The following is a 22,202-nucleotide window of genomic DNA, read 5'->3' on the forward strand; positions in this document are numbered from 1 at the left end:
CCCGAAAAACATCCAGCAAGACAGATTTATCCGGGTAATGATAGGGAATCTGAATCAGCGGCGAGACAGCTGACGGATCAATCACAATCCCCAGCTCCTCTTCCAGCTCCCGGGCAAGGGCAGAACGTACCGGCTCACCGGGTTCTACTTTTCCACCAGGAAACTCCCACAAGCCGCCCTGATGTTGATTTTTATCGCGCAACGCCAGCAGCAGCTCACCGGATTCATTAAAAATTGCCGCCGCCGCGACATGTATCAGCTTGGCCAAAATGTATATCTATTCAAAAATAGTGAAATCAGGAGCGGTAATCCGCATTAATCGCCACGTAGTCTTTACTCAGATCAGTGGTCCAGACAGTTTCCTGCTTGTCGCCACGATTGAGTAGAATACGGATCGTAATCTCCTCACGACTCATTACGGCCTGCCCGGCTGCTTCAGTGTAGCTTGAAGCACGCCCACCGTTTTCAACGATACAAGCCTCTCCCAGCCAGATCTGAAGAGCATCAACATCCAGATTATCGACTCCCGCATAGCCTACGGCTGCCAAAATTCGTCCCCAGTTGGGATCGCTGGCAAACAGAGCCGTTTTAACCAAAGGAGAGTGAGCTACCGCATACGCTGTTTTAAGCGCTTCTTCAGAGCTTGCAGCCTGTTCAACGCTGATCGTAACAAACTTGGTGGCACCCTCCCCATCACGAACAATCGCCTGGGCAAGCTCAAGTAAGACTTTATTCACCGCCTCAGAAAACTCAGCCAACAGCTCAGCATTATCTTCGCTCACCTCGACACCACTGGCCCCGGTAGCAATCAGCATGCAGGAATCATTGGTGGAGGTATCACCATCAATAGTAATCCGGTTAAAGGACTGATCCGCCGCCTGACTCAGCAGAGACTGTAGCAGTTCTGGCTCGACCTTTGCGTCGGTCGCAATATAAGCCAGCATAGTTGCCATGTTTGGCTTAATCATACCGGCACCTTTTGAGATACCAGTCAGGGTAATCACCTGCCCCTGAAAATCCAGCTGCATTGAGTAAGCCTTAGGACGGGTATCCGTTGTCATGATACCGCTGGCAGCTTCCAGCCAACCGTTATCAGAGAGCGCATCAAATGCAGCGGGAATGGCGCTAATAATTCGGTCTGTTGGCAGTTTTTCACCAATAACACCGGTTGAAAATGGCAAAACCTGGCCAATGTTCACCCCGGACTGATCGGCAACCGCCTGACAAACATCCAGAGCATCCTGATGACCCTCTTTACCAGTACCTGCATTCGCATTTCCGGTATTAATCACCAGATAGGATGGCATCCCCTGCTGTAAGTGAGCTTTACAGATTTGCACCGGCGCGGCGCAGAACTGATTCAGGGTAAAAACGCCCGCAGTGCTTGCACCGTCGGCAATCTCCATCAGTACCAGGTCTTTTCGGCCTGGCTTCTTGACGCCCGCTGATGTTGTACCGATACGAAAACCTGCAACCGGGTGCAGAGTGGGAAGCGTGCCAGGACCTACTGCCATTACAGACTCCTTAAACTTTACCTAAAATAGAAAAAAAGAAAGCAGCTTCGCTGCTTTCTTTATATAAATCAATCACCAGAACAGGGTAAAGAAGAAACAGTTAACCGATCAGTTCAGCTTACCGTGGCACTGTTTGTATTTCTTACCAGAACCACAAGGGCAGGGATCGTTACGTCCCACTTTCTTACCCTCCCGGACAAAAGGCTCAGCCCCGACGACACTCTCGCCGTCACCGGTCTCTTCCGATTCCATAGCAGAAGACTCTGCGTGCTGGAAATTCATCTGCTGCTGAGCCGCCTGCTCCCGACGCTGACGTTCCATCTCTTCAATCTCTTCAGGCTGACGCACCTGAACATGGCTCAGAATTTTAATAACATCGGTTTTAATATTTTCAAGCAGCTGCTCAAACAGGATGAAAGATTCGCGCTTATACTCCTGCTTGGGATTCTTCTGAGCATAACCTCGCAGATGGATACCCTGACGCAGCATATCCATAGACTGCAGGTGTTCTTTCCACAGCGTATCCAGCACCTGAAGCATAACCTGCTTCTCAAACAGGCGCATATTTTCTTCGCCCACAATCGCAGCTTTGGCCTGATAGTCCTCTACAATATCTCGCAGAATCCGCTTACGCAGCGATTCTTCATGCAAGGTATCATCTTTATCCAGCCATTCCTGTACCGGCATCTCCAGACCAAACTCGGACTGCAGATGCGTTTCCAGACCAGGTATATCCCACTGCTCTTCCAGACTTTGCGGTTTGATGTAATCACTGATCGCATTTTCCACCACTTCAGCACGAACCGCTTCGATGGTTTCAGAAACGTCATTGGTCGCCATCAGCTCGTTTCGCTGATCATAAACAGCTCGACGCTGATCATTCGCAACATCATCATACTCAAGCAGCTGCTTACGAATATCGTAGTTTCGGCCTTCAACTTTACGCTGGGCTTTTTCGATCGCATTGGAAACCATCTTATGCTCAATCGCCTCACCCTTCTCCATACCCAGTGCTTTCATAAACTGACGCACACGGTCTGAGGCGAAGATGCGCATCAGGTCATCTTCCAGTGACAGGAAGAACCGGGATGAACCATTATCACCCTGGCGACCGGCACGGCCCCGGAGCTGGTTATCGATCCGACGAGACTCATGACGTTCGGTGCCGATGATATGCAGACCACCCGCTTCCAGGACCGCATCATGGCGAGCCTGCCACTCCGCTTTTGCCTCAGCAATCTGTTCCTCTGTCGGGTTTTCCATCCCTTCAAGAACGGACTCAAACTTACCACCCAGAACAATATCGGTACCCCGACCCGCCATATTGGTTGCGATAGTCACGGCACCAGCACGACCAGCATCCGCAATAATGCCCGCCTCTTTGCCGTGATTCTTGGCGTTCAACACGTTGTGGGGGATTTTTTTCTTTTTCAGAAATGCTGAGATCAGCTCAGATGACTCAACCGACGCAGTACCGACCAGAACTGGACGTTTTTCCTCGACGCAGTGCTCAATCTCTTTAAGAATCGCTTCGTACTTCTCTTCGATGGTAAGAAAGACCAGATCGTTGTAATCGATACGCGCAACCGGCACGTTGGTCGGAATAACAACAACATCGAGACCATAGATCTGATTAAGTTCGAATGCCTCAGTATCGGCGGTACCGGTCATACCTGAAAGCTTATCGTAAAGGCGGAAGTAATTCTGGAAGGTTGTCGACGCAAGCGTCTGACTTTCCTGATTAATATGAACACCCTCTTTCGCCTCAACCGCCTGATGCAATCCTTCAGACCAGCGACGTCCCGGCATAATCCGACCGGTGTGCTCATCAACGATCACCACCTGACCATCCTGAACGATATAATCCACATCGCGCTGAAACAGATTATGAGCCCGCAAAGCAGCTAATACGTGGTGAAGCAGACTGAGATTCTGTGGTGCATAAAGGCTCTCACCCTCATTGAGAATCCCCTCCTGGGACAACATATCCTCAATACGCTGATGGCCTCGTTCAGTCAGTTCAACAGTACGATTCTTCTCATCAACGGCAAAGTCCCCTTCGATCTCCTCTTCACTCTTCGGATCGATCTCACCATCGTACTTTTCGAGCGCAGGAATCAGAGTATTCATCTTACGATACATCTCTGAACTGTCTTCTGCTGCACCAGAGATAATCAGTGGCGTACGAGCCTCATCGATAAGGATCGAGTCAACTTCATCCACCACCGCAAAGTAGAAGTCCCGCTGAACTTTCTCATCTACGCTGAATGCCATATTATCGCGCAGATAATCGAAGCCGAACTCATTGTTGGTACCATAAGTAATGTCGGCGTTATAGGCATCACGCTTGGTCTGCGAATCCTGGCCCGATAAAACAACGCCGACACTCATACCCAGAAACTCATAAAGTGGACGCATCCACTCAGCATCCCGGCTGGCAAGATAATCGTTTACAGTAACAACATGAACACCACGACCCGCAAGAGCATTCAGATAAACCGGCAACGTTGCAACCAGGGTTTTACCCTCACCGGTACGCATCTCAGCTACTTTGCCTTCATGCAGTGTAATACCACCAATCATCTGCACATCAAAGTGGCGCATCGACATGACCCGACGGGATGCCTCGCGAACAACAGCGAACGCTTCTGGCAGGATAGCATCAAGGCTTTCTCCCTGCTCCAGGCGCTCTTTAAACGCTGCGGTCTTGGCTTTCAGCTCATCATCAGAGAGTTGTTCAACTTCGCTTTCATAGCTATTGATCTGTTTAACGACCTTACCCATCTGTTTGAGTACGCGCTCGTTCTTACTACCAAAAACCTTCTTTAACATCGAAGTGAACATAATCTGATTATTTACCTGTTAAAAGCGGCGGGTAAGCCGGTTAAAGTATTAAATTAACGCAACATTCTACCTCTATTGGGGCATCAAATTGAATCTCAATAGGGATATTTTTTTAGTGGGTTTAAGCGCCTGGAAAATAGTAAAAAGCCGGACTATTCAGTCCGGCTTTTAGTCAATTGATGCAAATCAGCCTACAGCAGCGGGCTGCAGGTATGAGATAGGTGCTGCCTGTTCTCGTCCTTCGAAGGTGACAATTTCCCAGGCATCTTCGGTTTCCAGTAGCTTGCGCAGCAACAGATTGTTCAGATAGTGGCCTGATTTAAATCCATGAAACTCGCCAATCAGGCTCTTACCCAGCAGATAAAGATCACCGACTGCATCCAGCACTTTATGCTTTACAAATTCATCATCGTAACGCAGTCCATCTTCATTCAGAATGCGGTAATCATCGACCACGATAGCATTATCCATACTGCCGCCCAGCGCCAGATTCTGTGCGCGAAGGTATTCGATATCACGCATAAAACCAAAGGTACGCGCCCGGCTCACCTCTTTAACAAATGAGGTGCTGGAGAAGTCCAGCGTCGCTTCCATGTTACGGTCAGCAAAAGCAGGATGATCAAAATCGATGGTGAAACCAACTTTGAAACCGTTGAACGGTTTGAACGTTGCCACTTTATCCTCAAGCTGGACAGTCACCTCTTTTTTGATGCGGATAAACTGTTTCGGCGCATCCTGTTCCTGAATACCAGCCGACTGGATCAGAAACACAAATGGCGCAGCACTACCATCCATAATCGGCACTTCTTCAGCACTCAGCTCGACATAGGCATTGTCGATACCCAGCCCCGCCATCGCTGACAACAGATGTTCAACTGTCGATACTCGCACATCCCCTTTCTGCAGGTTCGTGGACAGCGTCGTATCACCGACATTTTTTGCCCGGGCATGTATCTCTACTGCCGGCTCAAGATCCACTCGACGGAAAACAATACCGGTATCCACGGGTGCCGGCTTCAGTGTCAGATACACCTTTTGCCCAGTATGCAGGCCCACGCCAGTTGCTTTAATGCTGTTCCGTAATGTACGTTGTCCGATCATATTTCCTGCCAAGGCTCTTTGGTGGGTTCTTGTGTGGCGAATTAACGCGACATACTAACAAAAATACCGCTATTTCAGCAATAACTGATTAGCGTAACCCCTAGCGTATCGGGCTACCCGCGACATCAGCTTAGTCAGCCTGACGTCGCAAAAAAGTCGGGATATCCAGGTAAGTATCGGTTTCACCTTTTGCGTTACTCTTCGACTGCTGAGTTCCGGAAAGTTCCCTGTGCGACACTCTATTTTTTTCAGCGCTGATATGGTCCGCTTTACGGCGATGTACAGCGGGCAGCTCCAACTGATTCAGATCCAGCTGACCATCCGGTTTACGGTTGCTGCTGACCACTTTAACCGTCGTCTCTTCCGGCCGGGCTTTCTGTAACCCGGTGGCTACAACAGTCACTTTTATATCATCAACCATTTCCGGATCGATAACCGTACCCACCACAATAATTGCACTGTCCGAAGCGAACTGTTCAATCACCTGGCCAACATCACTGAACTCACCCAGACCGAGATCCAGGCCGGCGGTGATATTCACCAGAATACCCCGGGCACCCATCAGATCAACATCTTCCAGCAGAGGACTGCGCACAGCGGCCTCGGCGGCTTCCATCGCACGATTGTCACCGCGGGCCATACCGGTTCCCATCATCGATGTACCCATCTCTGACATCACCGTGCGTACGTCGGCAAAGTCAACGTTGATCATGCCCGGGCGGATAATCAGGTCAGAGATACCCTGTACCGCGCCTTTGAGGACATCATTAGCCTCGTCGAACGCTTTCATCAGGGTGCAACTTTTACCCAGCACCTGCAGCAGCTTTTCGTTGGGCACGATAATCAGCGAGTCAACGTGTTCAGACAGCTCTTTGATTCCCTGCTCGGCGATCAGCATGCGCTTCTTGCCTTCAAACGGGAACGGTTTGGTCACCACGGCAACGGTCAGAATACCCAGCTCTTTCGCCACCTGCGCCACAACCGGGGCCGCACCGGTACCGGTACCGCCGCCCATACCCGCAGTGATAAACACCATATCCGCACCGCTGAGCATCTCAACGATCTGATCGCGGTCTTCCAGCGCAGCCTGACGGCCAATATCGGGATTTGCCCCGGCTCCCAGCCCCTTGGTAATGCCGCCACCCAACTGCAGAACGCTGCGTGAACCCATGTTATTCAGCGCCTGTGCATCGGTATTGGCGCAGATAAACTCCACCCCGCCCACTTCCGATGAGACCATGTGCTGCACGGCGTTGCCGCCACCACCACCGACGCCAATAACCTTAATGACGGCGTTCTGTGCGATATTACTCACTAATTCAAACATATCCCTTCCCTCCAGGTTCAGTGCCCGACCCGCACCTGTTTTTTGTTGCGTTCTGTTTCATTGTTGTCTGTCACATCCTGTGAACTCGTCAATCATCGGGTTTAATGCCTTGAGCACCTTGTTGAGGGGTGCTCCCCGTTAAACTTGTTTTACAAAATTCGTCCTCGGCCTGTTGTACACGAAACATCAGAAGTTCCCCTGAAACCAGGCTTTCATACGGCTCAGCACATTGGGTCGCTCAACCACATCTTCAACCGCTACCGCTTCGCGCAGGTGACGAATGTCCTGTTTGGCATACTGTAACAGGCCAATACCGGTGGCATAGATCGGGCTGTTGAGAATATCTCCCATGCCCCGCACCCCTTTTGGTAACGCCAGTCGTACCGGCATATGAAAGATCTCTTCTGCCAGCTCGACCGCCCCTTCCATCTTGGATGTGCCACCGGTCAGGACGATACCCGCCGCCACCATATTTTCAAATCCACTGCGACGCAGCTCTGCCTGTACCAGGCTGAACAACTCGTCATAACGAGGTTCAACCACCTCAGCCAGCGCCTGCCGCGACAGCTCCCGTGACGGACGATCACCGACACTCGGTACCTTGATGGTATCCTCTGCACTGGCCAGCTGCGCCAGCGCGCAGGCGTACTTAATTTTGATCTCCTCCGCATGGGGGGTCGGGGTCCGCAACGCCATGGCGATATCGTTAGTCACCTGATCGCCCGCAATCGGAATCACCGCGGTATGCCGGATAGAGCCGCCGGTAAAGATAGCGATATCGGTGGTACCGCCCCCCATATCCACCATGCAGACACCCAGCTCTTTCTCATCCTCGGTTAACACTGCATAACTGGAGGCCAATTGCTCAAGTACGGCGTTATCCACCGCCAGACCACACCGTTTGACACATTTTTCAATATTCTGGACCGCGTTCACGGCACCGGTCACCAGATGTACTTTGGCTTCCAGACGCACCCCGGACATTCCCAGCGGCTCTCTAATGCCCTCCTGGTTGTCGATCACGTATTCCTGCGGCAGGATATGCAGGATCTTCTGGTCAGCGGGAATCGCCACCGCACGGGCGGCGTCAATCACCCGTTCCAGGTCATGTTCCATCACCTCACCATCGCGTACTGCTACGATGCCATGGGAGTTCATGCTATTAATATGGCTGCCAGCCACGCCAACAGTCACCGAATGAATCTTACAGCCGGCCATCAGCTCAGCCTCTTCCACCGCCCGCTGAATGGAGTGCACGGTGGACTCGATATTCACCACCACGCCCCGCTTCAATCCCCGGGACTCATGAGAACCAATGCCGACGATATCGATCGTGCCATCCAGGCCAACTTCACCCACCAGACAAACCACTTTTGAAGTGCCAATATCCAGTGCCACGATCATATTATTTCCAGGCTTCATCGCCATATTCACAGTTTTAACCTTTTTGTTGATCATTAGTGGTCACCTCAGGGCGCCACTTAACGGCAATGCCGTTGTTATATCGAATATCTATCTGTTCTATCCGTCCGGCGTCAGCCTCTGCCTGTAACCGCTGCTGATAAACGGTCAGAAACCTTTCTAGTCGGGCCACCACCTGATCCCGGCCTACAACCACTTTAATGCCGTTATTCAGAATCAACGTCCAGGCACCCCGAGCCTCCAGTTTCAGCTCAACCAGCTGCAACCCCACATTACGCAGCATCTGGTTCAGGTCGTAATACTCCGACATCATCATCGCGGTATTCCCCGATGGCCCTTTCAACAGTGGAAGGGAGGTGTAGCTGGCGGCTTCATCAGGCCAGAAAATATCCCCTTCATGATTCAACAGACCGTCATCTCCCCAACGGGCAACCGGAACCTCCTCGGTTATCTGCAGATACAGAGCCGCTGGCCAGCGCCGGGTCACCCCTACCTGATAGACCCAGGGATTCTCCTGAATACCCGCTTTTACTGCATTAAGGTCTGCACTCAACAGACCTCCGTGCATCAGAGCAACTGAACTGGCTGCCAGTTGCTGTCGATCAAGATGCCGGGTAGTGCCATCAAAGCTGACCCGCTCAACCGGCTTATCCAGCCAGCGATAAACCGTGCCATAACCGTAATTAGCCAACGCTACAAAGACCGCCAGCGCGGTCAGAATAGTGGCCGGTTTCAGCCACCAGTCACCATCAATACTGCTCCAGTACTGCGGCTCTCCTGTGGCTGAAACCGTTTCCCCAACCCCGGGTTGAGATCTATCTGGCCGTTGATTTTTTTCAGTGTCGCCTTCTACATCGGCAGAGCGCTCAAACAGCCAGAAACGCTTACTCACACCACGCTGCTCTGTTTTCTTATGAACGGTCGCCGAAGCCCCCCTTTTGGGCGGCTCTGGTGGCTGTTCAGCAGTAGAAAACAGTTTTTTCAACATTATTCAGAGACTCCCCCGCAGGATCGTCACCACCAGCTCTTCAAAACTGATTCCCGCTTCACGGGCAGCCATCGGTACCAGGCTATGATCGGTCATGCCAGGCAGCGTATTCACCTCAAGCAGCTGGAAACCCCGCTGCCGATCAAACATTACATCCACCCGCCCCCAGCCACTGCAGCCAACCATTTCAAAGGCCTGTTCAGCCAGGCGTTGCAATTCAGCTTCCTGATCCGGGGTCAGATCATTATCAAAATGGTACTGGGTATCACTGGCCTGATATTTAGCATCAAAATCATAAAACTCATGGGGCGTCTCCAGCCGGATAACCGGCAGGGCTTTGCCATTTAACACCGCAATCGTAAACTCAGGACCACTGATCCAGCTTTCCACCAGCACCGCACGATCAAACTCGCGCGCCGCACTGATCGCCTGCTCCAGTTCCGCTGCGCTACGGACTTTACTCATGCCGATACTGGAGCCTTCATGCGCAGGCTTAACAATCATCGGATAACCGAGCTGCCCGGCCATCTGTTGCAGATCAGTGGTTTCATCAGGAACGGCATACGCCGGTGTTGGCAGGCCTGCAGCGCTCCAGATCTGTTTACACTTGACCTTATCCATCCCCAATGCGGATGCCATAACACCACTGCCGGTATAGGGTTTGGCCATAATTTCCAGAACCCCCTGCATAGTGCCGTCTTCACCACCACGACCATGCAGAATCAGAAACGCCCGATCAAACTCCGCAGACTGCAACTGCTGCAGCGGATCAGCGCCATCGACACAAAGATCAATACCAAAAGCATCAACATTCGCCTGTTGCAGCCCGTTTAATACTTCAGCGCCACTCTTAAGAGAGATTGTCCGTTCAGCTGATGAGCCACCATATAGCACGGCCACCCGGCCAAACTGCGCACGCTCTTCAGCAGAAATTTTAAAGGTCGTCATCAACCTTCCTCCGTTGCCACAGTCAGATCCAGTTTAGAAAGCTCATGGGCCAGCGCGGTAATATTGCCAGCGCCCTGGGTCAGCAAAAGGTCTCCTGGCTGCAGCAGGTTTTGTAATAACCCGGGAACCGCGGCAACCGACTCGACAAATACAGGATCAACGCTGCCCCGCTGACGAATACTGCGACACAGACTGCGGCTGTCAGCTCCCGCTATCGGATCTTCACCAGCAGCGTATACTTCCATCAGCAGCAGGACATCCGCTTCAGACAGCACCTGCACAAAATCCTCATACAGATCACGGGTACGGGAATAACGATGCGGCTGATTGATCATCACCAGTCGTTTACCCGGCCAGCCCTCTTTGACCGCCCGGATAGTCGCCTGAACCTCACGGGGATGGTGTCCATAGTCATCCACCAGCATCGCTGTTCCGCCCACAACCGGAATTTCGCCCAGCACCTGGAAACGACGGCCAACCCCTTCAAACTTTTGCAACGCGTTACAGATGGACTGATCATCAATCCCTTCATCGCTCGCCACGGCAATAGTTGCCAGGGCATTCAGTACGTTGTGTCTGCCCGGCATATTCAGCGTAACCTGCAGATCGGCACGGCCATCCGGCCGCTTTGCAGTAAAGCAGGTTTTCAGACCGCTCTGGACAATATCTTCTGCGCGGTAATCCGCATCTTTATTGACACCATAGGTCACAACCGGCCGACCAACCGCCGACACAATCTCACTCACCACCGGATCATCGGTACAGAGTACGGCCAGACCATAAAATGGCAGGTTATGCAGGAAATCGACAAAGGTCTGTTTCAGCTTGCCAAAATCACCGCCATAGGTGTCCATATGATCAGCATCGATATTGGTAACAATCGCTACCATCGGTTGCAGATGGAGGAATGACGCATCACTCTCATCGGCTTCAGCCACCAGGTAACGGCTCCCCCCCAGCTTGGCATTAGTGCCGACGCTGTTCAGCCGCCCACCAATCACAAAGGTCGGGTCTAAATCAGCTTCAGCCATTACCGATGCCAGCAGACTGGTAGTGGTGGTCTTGCCATGGGTACCGGCAACGGCGATACCGTGACGATAACGCATCAGCTCCGCCAGCATCTCTGCACGCCGGACTATCGGAATACGTCTCTCGCGGGCCGCACTCACTTCAGGGTTATCCTCGCGCACCGCCGTTGAGGTAACCACCACGTTAGCTGCGGTAATATTTTCCGCCAGGTGACCAATAAAAATCTCTGCACCCATACTTTTGAGGCGTTCAGTGGTGACCGAGGTTTTAATGTCTGATCCTGAGATCTGATAGCCCTGGTTTAACAAAACCTCAGCGATGCCACACATACCCACACCGCCAATGCCAACAAAGTGAATCCTGCGAATACGCCGCATCTCAGGAACTTCATAAATTTCAGTCGTATTCTCAGTCACTTTTTCATCACCTCCAGACAGATCTCTGCTACTGTTTGACTCGCTGCAGGTTGTCCCAGTTGACGCGCCTTCTGCGCCATTTCCAGGAGTACCTGCCGGTCATTCAATTGCTCTGTCAAAATATTTATCAGACGATCCTGATCCAGCTCTTTCTGCTGAATAAGGATGGCCGCCCCGGCTTGCGCCAGAAACCGTGCGTTGCCTGTCTGATGGTCATCCACCGCGAACGGGAAGGGCACCAGAACAGACGCCACACCCGCTATACTCAGTTCACTGACCGTCAGCGCCCCGGAACGACACAACACGAGATCCGCCCAACCATAGGCTTCATCCATACGCTCAATAAACGGCACCACCCGGATAGATTCGCGACCATCAAGACCCGCCGCTTTATACAGCGCCTGAGTCTCCGCAAGGTTACGCTTACCCACCTGATGCAGAACCTCAAACTGATCATCATCCGCTAAACGACTCAGCACGACTGGCAGTAACTCATTGATCGCTCTGGCTCCCAGACTGCCACCAACCACTAATAATCGAATCGGCCCCTGACGCTCAGCAAAGCGCAAGCCGGGCTCCGGCAGGTTGAGAATATCGCCCCGTACCGGGTTGCCCACCACCGTCGTAACGACTTTGCCTCTGAACGCGCCACCAAAGGCCTCAAGCACTCGTTTGGCCATACGTGATAAAATCTTATTGGTCATCCCGGCACAGGCATTCTGTTCATGCACCACAATCGGCACACCAGTTAGCCAGGCAGCCAGACCACCCGGGCCAGAAGCGAAACCGCCCATCCCTAATACCAGATCAGGCTTCACCCGGCGCAACACAGCTAAAGCCTGATACAGGGCATGCAGTAATCGCAAGGGTGCCAGCAGCAGACTCAACTTTCCCTTTCCGCGTAAACCTTTAACATCGATACAGTGCAGTTTGATATTCGCGGCGGGCACTACTTCCGCCTCAATACCGGCAGCCGTCCCCAGCCACTCCACCGCAACGCCCTGCTGACGCAGGCAATCAGCGGTCGCCAGCGCAGGAAATACATGCCCACCGGTTCCTCCTGCCATGATCAGGGCTTTGCGATTGTTACTCATCTGCACTGTCCACTTTTGACCGTTTCTGTTTCGCTGCAACGGGTGCTTTTGCCGCATCCACCTGCAACCGTTTCAACTCATAATCTATGCGCATCACGATAGCGATCATGACGCAGCTGATCACCAGACTACTACCGCCATAACTAACCAATGGCAGTGTCAGACCTTTCGTTGGCAGTGCGCCAACATTCACACCGATATTGATCAGTGCCTGACCGGTGATCATGATGGCGAAACCATATGCAACATAAGCCATAAAAAACTGCTGCAGCTTTTCTGCTCTGCGACCAATACGGAACATCCGCACCGCCATCAGTCCATACAATCCCACCACCAGCAGCGCAAACACTAATCCCATCTCTTCCGCCAGCACAGAAAACACAAAGTCAGTGTGCGCCTCCGGCAGATAAAACAACTTTTGCACGCTGTTACCCAGCCCTTCACCAAACCAGTCGCCGCGACCAAACGCGATCTGTGCCTGGGCTAACTGATAACCGGAGCCAAACGGATCAGCCCAGGGGTCGAGAAAGGTTTTTAAACGTACCACCCGGTATGGCTGAAGCATCGCCAGTGAAGGGATAACCACCGCACAGCCCACCACAATCATGGCGAACTGGCTGAACTTCATCCCCCCAAGGAAGATCATCCCCATCACACTGCCCATTAGCACTACAGCAGCACCGAAGTCCGGTTCCAGAATCATCAGAAAAACAAAAAAAGCCAGCGGCAGGGCTGGTTTGGCAATCCCTTTCCAGCTACTTCTGACCTCGGTTAACCGGCGCACCAGATAACCCGCCAGGTAGATAACCATGGCAAACTTTGCCACCTCTGAAGCCTGAAGATTGACCGGCCCCAGAGAGATCCAGCGAACCGAGCCATTGATCTCCCGACCAACCACCAGCACCAGTACCAACAGGATAAAACCGATCAGCAGCAACCAGGGACCACTGCGCTGCCAGAAACTCACCGGTATTCTCAGCACCACAATCGCCGCCGCCAGCCCCAGCAGGATAAAAACCCCGTGACGAATCATATAAAAGAACGGGTTACTGTTACGTACTGCCGCCACCTCAATAGACGCTGAACTGATCATCACAAAACCAACCAGAATCAGACAGAGTGTCACCGCCAGCAACAACGGATCAAACGGCAATACCCGGTTGTTAGCAGTTAGCGGGGCAGCAGCAGCGATACTCATAGCGCCTCCACTGCCTCGACAAAGGCATCGCCACGAGCGGGGAAGCCACTAAACATATCAAAACTGGCGCAGGCAGGTGAAAGCAGTACAATATCGCCTGGCTGAGCCAAACTGGCCGCCAGTGAAACAGCATCCTCCATGCTAGTGGCGTACTGTCCCTCCAGGCAGCCAACCGCCTGATCTATTAACCCGCCATCCTTACCGATCAGCACCAATGCCCGACCCGCCTGCAGCATTGGCTCATTCAGGTCACTGAAATCGGCACCTTTACCGACGCCACCCGCGATCAGAACAATTTTATTACCGCAAGACAGAGTTGCAGCCAGACCATTAATCGCGGCTACTGTCGCCCCCACATTGGTGCCTTTACTGTCATTAAAAAATGCCACGCCAGCTTTCTCATCCACCCACTGACAGCGATGTTTCAGTCCGGCAAAATTTTTCAGGGTTTGCAGCATCGATTCCAGTGGGATATCGACCGCTGCACCTAAGGCCAGTGACGCCAGCGCATTAGCAATATTGTGCTGCCCCTGAATCTTCAGTTCGCTCACAGCCAGCAGCGGTTTCAGCCCCTGAGCCAGAAACAGTTCACCCTCTTTTTCGATCAGGCCAAACTGATGCAGATCGGGACGCCCGAGGCCAAAACTGCTCACTTTCACACCGGTGCTCACCAACGGCGAGGTTAGCGCATCATCACGATTAACAATGACATTAGCCGCACCTTTGAACACCCGATGCTTCGCCTGATAGTAAAGCGGCAAACTATTGCTATAGCGATCCAGATGGTCCGGACTGACATTCAGTACAGTCGCCGCCGTTGCCCGCAGATCATTCACCGTCTCCAGCTGAAAACTGGACAGTTCCAGAACATAGAGCTGCTGCTCACCCGCACTGAGCATATCCAGTACCGGGGTTCCCAGATTGCCACCAATACCGGTATCAATTCCCGCATCCAGCGCCATCTGCCCCACCAGCGTGGTCACAGTGCTTTTCGCATTAGAGCCGGTGATAGCCACAATCGGCGCAGTAACCGCCTGACAAAACAGATCGATATCGCCGCTCAGCTTTACCCCTGCGGCAACCGCCGCCTGAATAGCGGGATGATCCTTAGCCACCCCGGGGCTCAGCAGAATCTCACTGCCACGACACAACAGGTCTGAATCGAGTTCACCACAATGCACCTCTACACCCGGAAACTCGGAGTGAATCAGATCCAGATTGGGAGGTGTATCACGGGTATCAACGAGAATAAATGCACTCCCTTTGCGCGCCAGATAGCGGGCGCAGGAGATCCCGGTCTGTCCCAGACCGATAATAATCCGCAGTTGGTCAGTCGCTATCAGGCTCACGATTGCTCCGTTAACGTATTTTCAGGGTTGCCAGCCCGATCAGAACCAGCACAACAGTGATAATCCAGAACCGCACAATCACGCGGGGTTCCGGCCAGCCTTTCAATTCGAAATGGTGGTGCAGCGGTGCCATTCTGAAAATCCGGCGACCCGTGAGTTTGAATGACGCAACCTGCAAAATCACCGATACCGTTTCGATAACAAATACCCCGCCCATAATCATCAAGACCAGCTCCTGGCGCACGATCACCGCGATAACCCCCAGAGCAGCACCCAGCGCCAGCGCGCCAACATCGCCCATAAATACCTGGGCGGGATAGGTGTTAAACCAGAGAAAGCCAAGGCCAGCCCCCACTATCGAGCCGCAGATAATAATCAACTCACCTGAACCTGCGATGTACGGTATGTGCAGATAATTCGCAAAGTTGACGTTACCGCCCAGATAAGCAAAAAATCCCAGTGCACCGGCAACTAATACGGTAGGAAGAATAGCCAGACCATCCAGACCATCGGTCAGGTTGACGGCGTTGGAGGTGCCGACAATCACAAAATAGGTAAAGACAATGAAAAACAGCCCCATCTCGATAGCGACATCTTTAAATATCGGAATAATCAGCTGTGTTTCTGCCGGAGACTGGGCCGTCACATACAAAATAATGGCAGCACCAAAGCCCCCCACCGATTGCCAGAAATATTTCCAGCGCGCTGGCAGCCCCCGCGTACTCTTCTCAATGACCATGCGGTAATCATCAACCCAGCCAACCGCACCAAAGACAAAGGTCACACCCAGTACGATCCAGGTATAACGATTACTCAGATCAGACCAGAGCAGACTGCTGATCATAATCGCCAGAATAATCAACGCTCCGCCCATTGTTGGCGTACCCGCTTTGCTGAAGTGGGACTCTGGCCCATCATTCCTTACAGTCTGGCCAATCTGCTTACTTTTCAGTTTACGGATCAGTGCAGGCCCCAGCAGCAGCGAGATCGCCAGCGCGGTCAGAACCCCCAGAATTCCGCGCAACGTCAGATAGCTGAATACGGAGAAAATGCTGTTATATTCAGCCAGCCAGTTGGCCAGAAGCAATAACATCAGTGACTACCCCCATCGGTAGAGCCTGAGTTCGTCAGGCCCGTTACAATTTGATCCATCCCCGCACTGCGGGAGCCTTTTACCAGCACAACCCGTGGACGTTCTGGCAACTGCTGCAGAGCGTTCAGCAGCGCAGCTTTATCACTAAAGTGTTGTGCGTTCTTACCACCAGCAGCCATAAAACCTGCGTGGGTTGCGGCACTCAGAACACCACAACTGAGCAGCAGCTCGACCTTTTTGCCAGCAATATACTCGCCAACATCCCGGTGCTTCTGCTCTGCGCCATCACCCAGCTCTCCCATATCCCCCAGCACCACTACTTTTTCGCCAGTAAGCTCGACCAGCGCATTGACCGCTGCTTTCACTGCATCCGGATTAGCGTTATAACTGTCATCAATAATCAGCGTGGATTCATCTAACTGAATCGGCCGCATCCGCCCTGCAACTCCCTGACACAGGCTCAACCCCTTCACCGCGATCTCCGGCGGGCAACCATCCGCCAGTACCGCAGCAGCGGCCGCTAGCGCATTAGCAATATTGTGCTGCCCCATCACACTCAGGCTGACCGGATATTGTTGCCCCTGATAGTTGAGCTTGAAGCCATAACAGCCATTCGCCTGCAAATAGCTGGCAGATGCAAAAACCGACGCACGGGTATTGTCGATGGAAAACGTCATCAGCGGTTGCTGCTGTAACATGCCCAACCAGATATCCGCATGGGGGTCATCAAGATTCACCACTGCGGTGCCGGTTTCAGATAGCCCTTCAAAAATCTCTGCCTTCGCCAGCACCACTCCCCGAAGTGAGCCAAACCCTTCCAGATGGGCACCATAAGCATTGTTCAGAATGGCCACATCCGGTTGCGTCAGACGGGTGCTATAGGCGATTTCATGTGCACCACTGGCGCCCATCTCAATCACGCCATAACGGTCTCCCGCAGATAGCCTTAACAGGGTCAGCGGCACTCCAATATCGTTATTCAGGTTACCCTGGGTCGCCAGGGTCTGTCCGCGCAGCCGGTTGATCGAAGCCAGCATCTCTTTTACTGTGGTTTTGCCACTGCTACCGGTCACTGCAAACATTGAGCCGCTAAAACGACTGCGGTTATAGGCCGCAAGGTTTCCCAACGCCATGCGGGTGTTATTGACCACCAGCTGAGGCACATCAACATCGACTTCATGCTCGACCACAACCGCAACGGCTCCATCGGCGACCGCCTGTTTGACAAAGTCATGGGCATCAAAATGTTCGCCGCGCAATGCAACAAACAGATCGCCAGCATGAATATTACGTGTATCAGTACTCACGCCCTGTACATCACAACTACCACCAATCAGACGGGCAGACAGTGCCGGAGCCAGATCGCTCAGACCAAACGGCCCGTTCATCGGGAACGCTCCGGCGTTACGTTCTGTGCCTCAGCTAAACCCAACGCATCTCTGGCAACGGCCAGATCATCAAACGGCATCTTCACCCCTTGTATATCCTGATAATTCTCATGCCCTTTTCCGGCAATCAATAAAATATCGTCTGACTGCAGCGCCGCAACCGCCCGTTGAATCGCCAGCTTCCGATCAGACTCGCAAATCACCGCTGCGGTGCTGTCGAAGCCCGCCATAATCATGCTGATAATCTGTTGCGGATCTTCTGTTCTGGGGTTATCGCTGGTCACAACGATACGATCCGCAAGCCGCTCGGCGACCTGTGCCATCTGCGCCCGTTTGCCGCTATCCCGGTCACCACCACAACCAAATACGCACCAGATCTGCCCCTGACAATGATTGCGTAGAGCTTCCAGTGCTTTCTCCAGGGCATCCGGTGTATGCGCATAATCCACCACGACCAGCGGCGCTTGTCGCGACACCAACTGCATCCGCCCGGCTACCGCTGTTAAGCGCTGCAGACCGGCCTCAATCTGTTTCAGATCGAAGCCCATTTTCTGCGTAATGGCGACCGTCAACAGCAAGTTACTCAGATTAAAACGGCCGATAAGAGCAGTATTCAGCAGGAACGAACCCTGTGGCGTTTCAATATGCGCCTGAATGCCGGTAGCTGACAGCCTTACCTCAGTTGCCCGCACTGCCGCCCGCTCGGATTCACCAAACCCTATTCGCTCCTGACCATCCTTACGCGCCAGAATCGTTGCGCCAAAGGCGTCATCGGCATTGACGACCTGATGATCAATATCCATGTTATAAAAAAGCCGGGCTTTAGCAGCGCCGTAACTATCCATATCACCGTGATAATCCAGGTGATCCCGCGACAGATTGGTAAACCCTGCCGCCTTGAAATGCACACCGCTTACCCGCTGCTGATCAAGCGCATGACTCGACACTTCCATGACCACCACTGTCGCACCTTTAGCGCGTAACTCCGCCAGCAACCGATGTACGCCGATGGCGTCAGGAGTGGTATGGGTCGCTTCGTGCAGCTGACCCAGCAAACCATTACCCACTGTACCGATGAGCCCGCAGGTCTCACCGCACTGCTCTAACAGCTGAGCAATATAATGGGCGCAGGAGGTTTTACCGTTGGTACCGGTTATAGCCACCACCCGCAGGTGAAGAGAGGGTTCTCCAAAAAAACGTGACGCTACCTCACCGATCTGTGCGGCAACATCTGCCACACCGATCAGCGGGATAGTCACATCAATAGAGTCCGCTGCAGCCAGTTCTGCGTCATCAACAATCGCAGCAACTGCCCCTTCTGCTGCAGCGGAGCAAACAAAATCGATCCCTTTATGGTTAACACCATCACGGGCAAAAAACAGATCGCCCGGTTTAACTTTACGACTGTCCTGACAGATCCCGTTGATCTGCAGTTGCGCCAGACCGCTGTCAGCCAGCTGTGGCAACAGCTCTGACAAGCAAACGGAGGCGCGGCTCATTTCATCACCATCTGCGAGCTGACTGGCTGCCAGTCATCCGGCGCCACATTCAGCATTCTCAGCGCACCACCCACGACCCGCGAAAACAGCGGTGCAGCGACTTCACCACCGTAGTACTCCTGCCCTTTCGGATTGTCCACCATCACCACAGCAACAATTTCAGGATTTTCAACCGGCGCAACACCGGCAAAGATCGACATATACTGGTCATCTGCATAGCCACCAGTACCAACTTTATGCACTGTCCCTGTTTTACCTGCCACACGATACCCCTCAATCGCGGCACGACGCCCGGTTCCGCCAGCCTGGGTAACGGTTTCCATCATTCTCAAAATATCGTTAGCCACTTTTTCCGGCATCACCCGGACACCGGCTTCAGGCCGATCCAGTTTCAACAACGATACATGGCGAACCAATCCTCCGGTCGCAAACGGCAGATATGCCTGAGCTAACTGCAGCGGCGATACTGCCAGACCATAGCCATATGCCATGGTGGCGCGTTCAACCAAGCGTTTTTCCGGGAAAAAAGGCAACACTCCGGATTGCTCTCCAGGAAACCCTGTTCCAGGCACCTGTCCCAAACCAACATTCTGAAATATATTGCGCACGGCATCACCGTGCATACTCAGCGCCAGTTTAGTGGCGCCAACGTTACTGGATTTGGTAATAATCCGTCCCAGATCCAGCTCACCATAATTGCGATGATCCCGAATTGTTTTTCCCTTCACCCGGATATACCCCGGCGAGGTATCAATCACACTCTCGGTGGTATACAGACCACTCATCAGCGCCGCAGCGATAGTCAGCGGTTTCATCGTCGAACCCGGCTCAAATGTATCGGTCACTGCCCGGTTACGCAGCGATTCCATATCAGCGCCAAGATTGCTCCGGTCATTCGGGTTGTACGAGGGCTGATTCACCATCGCCAATACTTCGCCGGTGTGCGCATCCAGCACCACCATCGAAGCAGAGTCAGCTTTATGCGCCTGCACCGCCGCTTTAAGTTCCCGATAGGCCAGATACTGTAGCCGCAGATCGATACTCAGTTGCAGGTCCTTACCCTGAACCATAGGCTCCAACTCACGAATATGCTTGACGGTGCGGCCCAGCAGATCCCTCATCACCAGTTTTTTGCCCGGCACACCCTGCAACCAGTCTTCAAACGCCAGTTCAATCCCTTCCTGCCCAACGCCATCCACACTGGTAAAGCCGACCAGATGAGTGGCGACCTCTGCTGCGGGATAAAACCGTTTGTACTCTCGATCCACATACACACCCGGCATATGCAGATCTTCCACCTGCTCTGCCTGAGTCGGTGTCATCTGCCGTTTCAGGTAGATAAACTGCTTATCACGGGACTGCGCTACCCGCTTCAGCAGCGAGGTTTTGTCACTCTCGACCAGAGACGCCAGTTTGTTGATTGAGGCATTTTGCAGATCAAACTCTTTCGGATTCATCCACACCGTGGATACCGGAGCACTGACCGATAACGGCAACCCGTTCCGATCGCTGATCATTCCCCGATGCGCCGGTATCACCGCGGTACGCAAAACCCGGGCATCCCCTGACGCTTAAGAAACGCCTGTTCCTGAACATTCAGGGAGAGCATTTTCCCCGCTACCGCCGCAGCGATCAGAAACAGCAGCAGAAACACCAGCCACAAGCGCCAGCCCCGTGCCGCACGAGCTTGAAAATCCTGCTCATCGCTCATCTCTGATCACCTCAACCTGCTCAGGAATTCGCATTCCCAGGCGTTTAATTGCCACTGACTCAACCCGATTATTGGCGGCCAGGGTCCCCTGTTCCAGTAGCAGCTGTCCCCACTCAACCTGCAACTCATCCCACTGCTGGACTAACTCTTGCTGCTGGTTAAACAAAATCCGATACTGATGTGCAGACCAGATAACCATTAACGATGACACCACTACCAGTCCAACCATACACAACAACATCAGCCCTGGTTTAACCAGCTCAACGGGCTCGACTACCCCGTCAATTTGCTGTTCCTCTTCTGCCTTTAGCCATCCAGGCAGGGGCAAACTCAGTTTCATCGTATTTTTTTCGCTACCCGCATGACCGCGCTGCGTGAACGGGGGTTATCTGACACCTCATCTCGCCCCGCCTTAACCGCCTTACCTTCGGCCTTAAGCCGGATATTCAACATATCATCAGTAACCGGAATCCCCGGCGGCAGATGCTCATCACCTTTTACATACTTACGAATAAAGCGTTTAACAATTCGGTCTTCCAGCGAATGGAAGCTAATCACCACCAGCCGGCCACCGGGCTTGAGCATCTCCAGCGCCTGATCCAGGCAGTCTTCCAGGTCTTCCAGCTCCCGGTTGATAAAGATCCTGATCCCCTGAAATGCACGGGTTGCCGGATTTTTCCCCTTCTCCCAGGCAGGATTTGCCGCGGTAATAATTTTCGCCAACCGCCCCGTGGTCTCAATTGGCTCTTGCTCACGTTCATGAACAATCGCACGGGCCATCCGCCGGGAGTGACGCTCCTCACCATAGGTGTACAACACGTCAGCAATCTCTTTCTCACTTGCATGGGCAAGCCATTCTGCAGCACTCTCACCCACATCCGGATTCATCCGCATATCCAACGGGCCATCCGACATAAAGCTAAACCCGCGATTGGGGTCATCCAGCTGCGGCGATGACACACCAAGATCAAGCAACACCCCATTAACCCGTCCGGCAAGTTCACGCTGCCGAACAAACTCTTCCAGCTGTGCGAATGAGCCCCGCTCAATACTGAAGCGCGGCTCATCGGCAAAACGTTCTGCTGCACAGGCAATCGCCTCTGGGTCTTTATCGATTCCCATCAGGCGGCCATTCTCAGACAGACGGCTCAAAACCAGTGCCGAGTGCCCACCACGTCCGAAGGTACCATCGATGTAAAAGCCATCCGGATCCTCGACCAGGGTATCCACAGCCTCATTCAGCAGCACTGTGATATGTTTAAACTCTGCACTCATGTGCTA

General features: G+C 52.9%; 19 protein-coding genes. All 19 read right to left on the bottom strand.

Annotated features, from left to right (window positions below; translation table 11 throughout):
- On the bottom strand, positions 1 to 268 hold a 268-nt coding region (locus tag ACQY8X_RS12885; RefSeq protein WP_428035545.1), incomplete at its 3' end, for an NUDIX domain-containing protein.
- A 28-nt stretch (positions 269 to 296) separates the two neighbouring features.
- Complete coding sequence (gene argJ, locus ACQY8X_RS12890) at positions 297 to 1,514, bottom strand: bifunctional glutamate N-acetyltransferase/amino-acid acetyltransferase ArgJ (protein WP_428035546.1); 1,218 nt, start codon at positions 1,512 to 1,514, stop codon at positions 297 to 299.
- A 108-nt stretch (positions 1,515 to 1,622) separates the two neighbouring features.
- Positions 1,623 to 4,358: a preprotein translocase subunit SecA gene (gene secA / locus ACQY8X_RS12895; RefSeq protein ID WP_428035547.1), complete on the bottom strand. Its 2,736-nt coding sequence runs from the start codon at positions 4,356 to 4,358 to the stop codon at positions 1,623 to 1,625.
- 186 nt (positions 4,359 to 4,544) lie between these two features.
- Positions 4,545 to 5,459 carry a UDP-3-O-acyl-N-acetylglucosamine deacetylase gene (gene lpxC / locus ACQY8X_RS12900; RefSeq protein ID WP_428035548.1) on the bottom strand — a complete coding sequence of 305 codons (915 nt, stop codon included), beginning with the start codon at positions 5,457 to 5,459 and terminating at the stop codon, positions 4,545 to 4,547.
- Positions 5,460 to 5,589: 130 nt separating this feature from the next.
- The gene (gene ftsZ, locus ACQY8X_RS12905; protein ID WP_428035549.1) at positions 5,590 to 6,786 is read right to left on the bottom strand and encodes a cell division protein FtsZ; all 1,197 of its coding nucleotides are present in this window, start codon (positions 6,784 to 6,786) and stop codon (positions 5,590 to 5,592) included.
- Positions 6,787 to 6,972: 186 nt separating this feature from the next.
- The gene (ftsA, locus tag ACQY8X_RS12910) at positions 6,973 to 8,244 is read right to left on the bottom strand and encodes a cell division protein FtsA (RefSeq protein WP_428035550.1); all 1,272 of its coding nucleotides are present in this window, start codon (positions 8,242 to 8,244) and stop codon (positions 6,973 to 6,975) included.
- Positions 8,225 to 9,196, bottom strand: a complete 972-nt coding sequence (locus ACQY8X_RS12915; protein WP_428035551.1) for a cell division protein FtsQ/DivIB — start codon at positions 9,194 to 9,196, stop codon at positions 8,225 to 8,227. The genes ftsA and ACQY8X_RS12915 overlap by 20 nt, the downstream gene beginning before the upstream one ends.
- A gap of 3 nt (positions 9,197 to 9,199) precedes the next feature.
- The gene (locus ACQY8X_RS12920) at positions 9,200 to 10,144 is read right to left on the bottom strand and encodes a D-alanine--D-alanine ligase (RefSeq protein ID WP_428035552.1); all 945 of its coding nucleotides are present in this window, start codon (positions 10,142 to 10,144) and stop codon (positions 9,200 to 9,202) included.
- Positions 10,144 to 11,550: a UDP-N-acetylmuramate--L-alanine ligase gene (gene murC / locus ACQY8X_RS12925; RefSeq protein ID WP_428035577.1), complete on the bottom strand. Its 1,407-nt coding sequence runs from the start codon at positions 11,548 to 11,550 to the stop codon at positions 10,144 to 10,146. The genes ACQY8X_RS12920 and murC overlap by 1 nt, the downstream gene beginning before the upstream one ends.
- 35 nt (positions 11,551 to 11,585) lie before the next feature.
- Positions 11,586 to 12,683: an undecaprenyldiphospho-muramoylpentapeptide beta-N-acetylglucosaminyltransferase gene (gene murG / locus ACQY8X_RS12930; RefSeq protein ID WP_428035553.1), complete on the bottom strand. Its 1,098-nt coding sequence runs from the start codon at positions 12,681 to 12,683 to the stop codon at positions 11,586 to 11,588.
- Positions 12,676 to 13,881: a putative lipid II flippase FtsW gene (gene ftsW / locus ACQY8X_RS12935; RefSeq protein ID WP_428035554.1), complete on the bottom strand. Its 1,206-nt coding sequence runs from the start codon at positions 13,879 to 13,881 to the stop codon at positions 12,676 to 12,678. Before ftsW ends, murG begins: the two co-directional genes overlap by 8 nt.
- Positions 13,878 to 15,230, bottom strand: coding sequence for a UDP-N-acetylmuramoyl-L-alanine--D-glutamate ligase (gene murD, locus ACQY8X_RS12940; RefSeq protein ID WP_428035555.1), 1,353 nt, complete (start codon positions 15,228 to 15,230; stop codon positions 13,878 to 13,880). The genes ftsW and murD overlap by 4 nt, the downstream gene beginning before the upstream one ends.
- A gap of 10 nt (positions 15,231 to 15,240) precedes the next feature.
- Positions 15,241 to 16,323, bottom strand: a complete 1,083-nt coding sequence (gene mraY / locus ACQY8X_RS12945; RefSeq protein ID WP_428035556.1) for a phospho-N-acetylmuramoyl-pentapeptide-transferase — start codon at positions 16,321 to 16,323, stop codon at positions 15,241 to 15,243.
- The gene (locus tag ACQY8X_RS12950; protein ID WP_428035557.1) at positions 16,323 to 17,711 is read right to left on the bottom strand and encodes a UDP-N-acetylmuramoyl-tripeptide--D-alanyl-D-alanine ligase; all 1,389 of its coding nucleotides are present in this window, start codon (positions 17,709 to 17,711) and stop codon (positions 16,323 to 16,325) included. The genes mraY and ACQY8X_RS12950 overlap by 1 nt, the downstream gene beginning before the upstream one ends.
- Positions 17,708 to 19,210 carry a UDP-N-acetylmuramoyl-L-alanyl-D-glutamate--2,6-diaminopimelate ligase gene (locus ACQY8X_RS12955; protein WP_428035558.1) on the bottom strand — a complete coding sequence of 501 codons (1,503 nt, stop codon included), beginning with the start codon at positions 19,208 to 19,210 and terminating at the stop codon, positions 17,708 to 17,710. The genes ACQY8X_RS12950 and ACQY8X_RS12955 overlap by 4 nt, the downstream gene beginning before the upstream one ends.
- Positions 19,207 to 20,727 (bottom strand): peptidoglycan D,D-transpeptidase FtsI family protein, encoded by a 1,521-nt coding sequence (locus ACQY8X_RS12960; RefSeq protein WP_428035559.1) that lies wholly within the window; start codon positions 20,725 to 20,727, stop codon positions 19,207 to 19,209. The genes ACQY8X_RS12955 and ACQY8X_RS12960 overlap by 4 nt, the downstream gene beginning before the upstream one ends.
- 17 nt (positions 20,728 to 20,744) lie before the next feature.
- Positions 20,745 to 20,921 (bottom strand): hypothetical protein, encoded by a 177-nt coding sequence (locus ACQY8X_RS12965; RefSeq protein ID WP_428035560.1) that lies wholly within the window; start codon positions 20,919 to 20,921, stop codon positions 20,745 to 20,747.
- The gene (ftsL, locus tag ACQY8X_RS12970) at positions 20,911 to 21,261 is read right to left on the bottom strand and encodes a cell division protein FtsL (protein WP_428035561.1); all 351 of its coding nucleotides are present in this window, start codon (positions 21,259 to 21,261) and stop codon (positions 20,911 to 20,913) included. Before ftsL ends, ACQY8X_RS12965 begins: the two co-directional genes overlap by 11 nt.
- Entirely contained in the window at positions 21,258 to 22,196 is a 939-nt protein-coding gene (gene rsmH / locus ACQY8X_RS12975; RefSeq protein WP_428035562.1) for a 16S rRNA (cytosine(1402)-N(4))-methyltransferase RsmH, read from the bottom strand. The genes ftsL and rsmH overlap by 4 nt, the downstream gene beginning before the upstream one ends.
- Positions 22,197 to 22,202 lie beyond the last annotated feature (6 nt).

The sequence above is a fragment of the Amphritea sp. genome (genome assembly GCF_050300915.1).
Taxonomy (GTDB): domain Bacteria; phylum Pseudomonadota; class Gammaproteobacteria; order Pseudomonadales; family Balneatricaceae; genus Amphritea.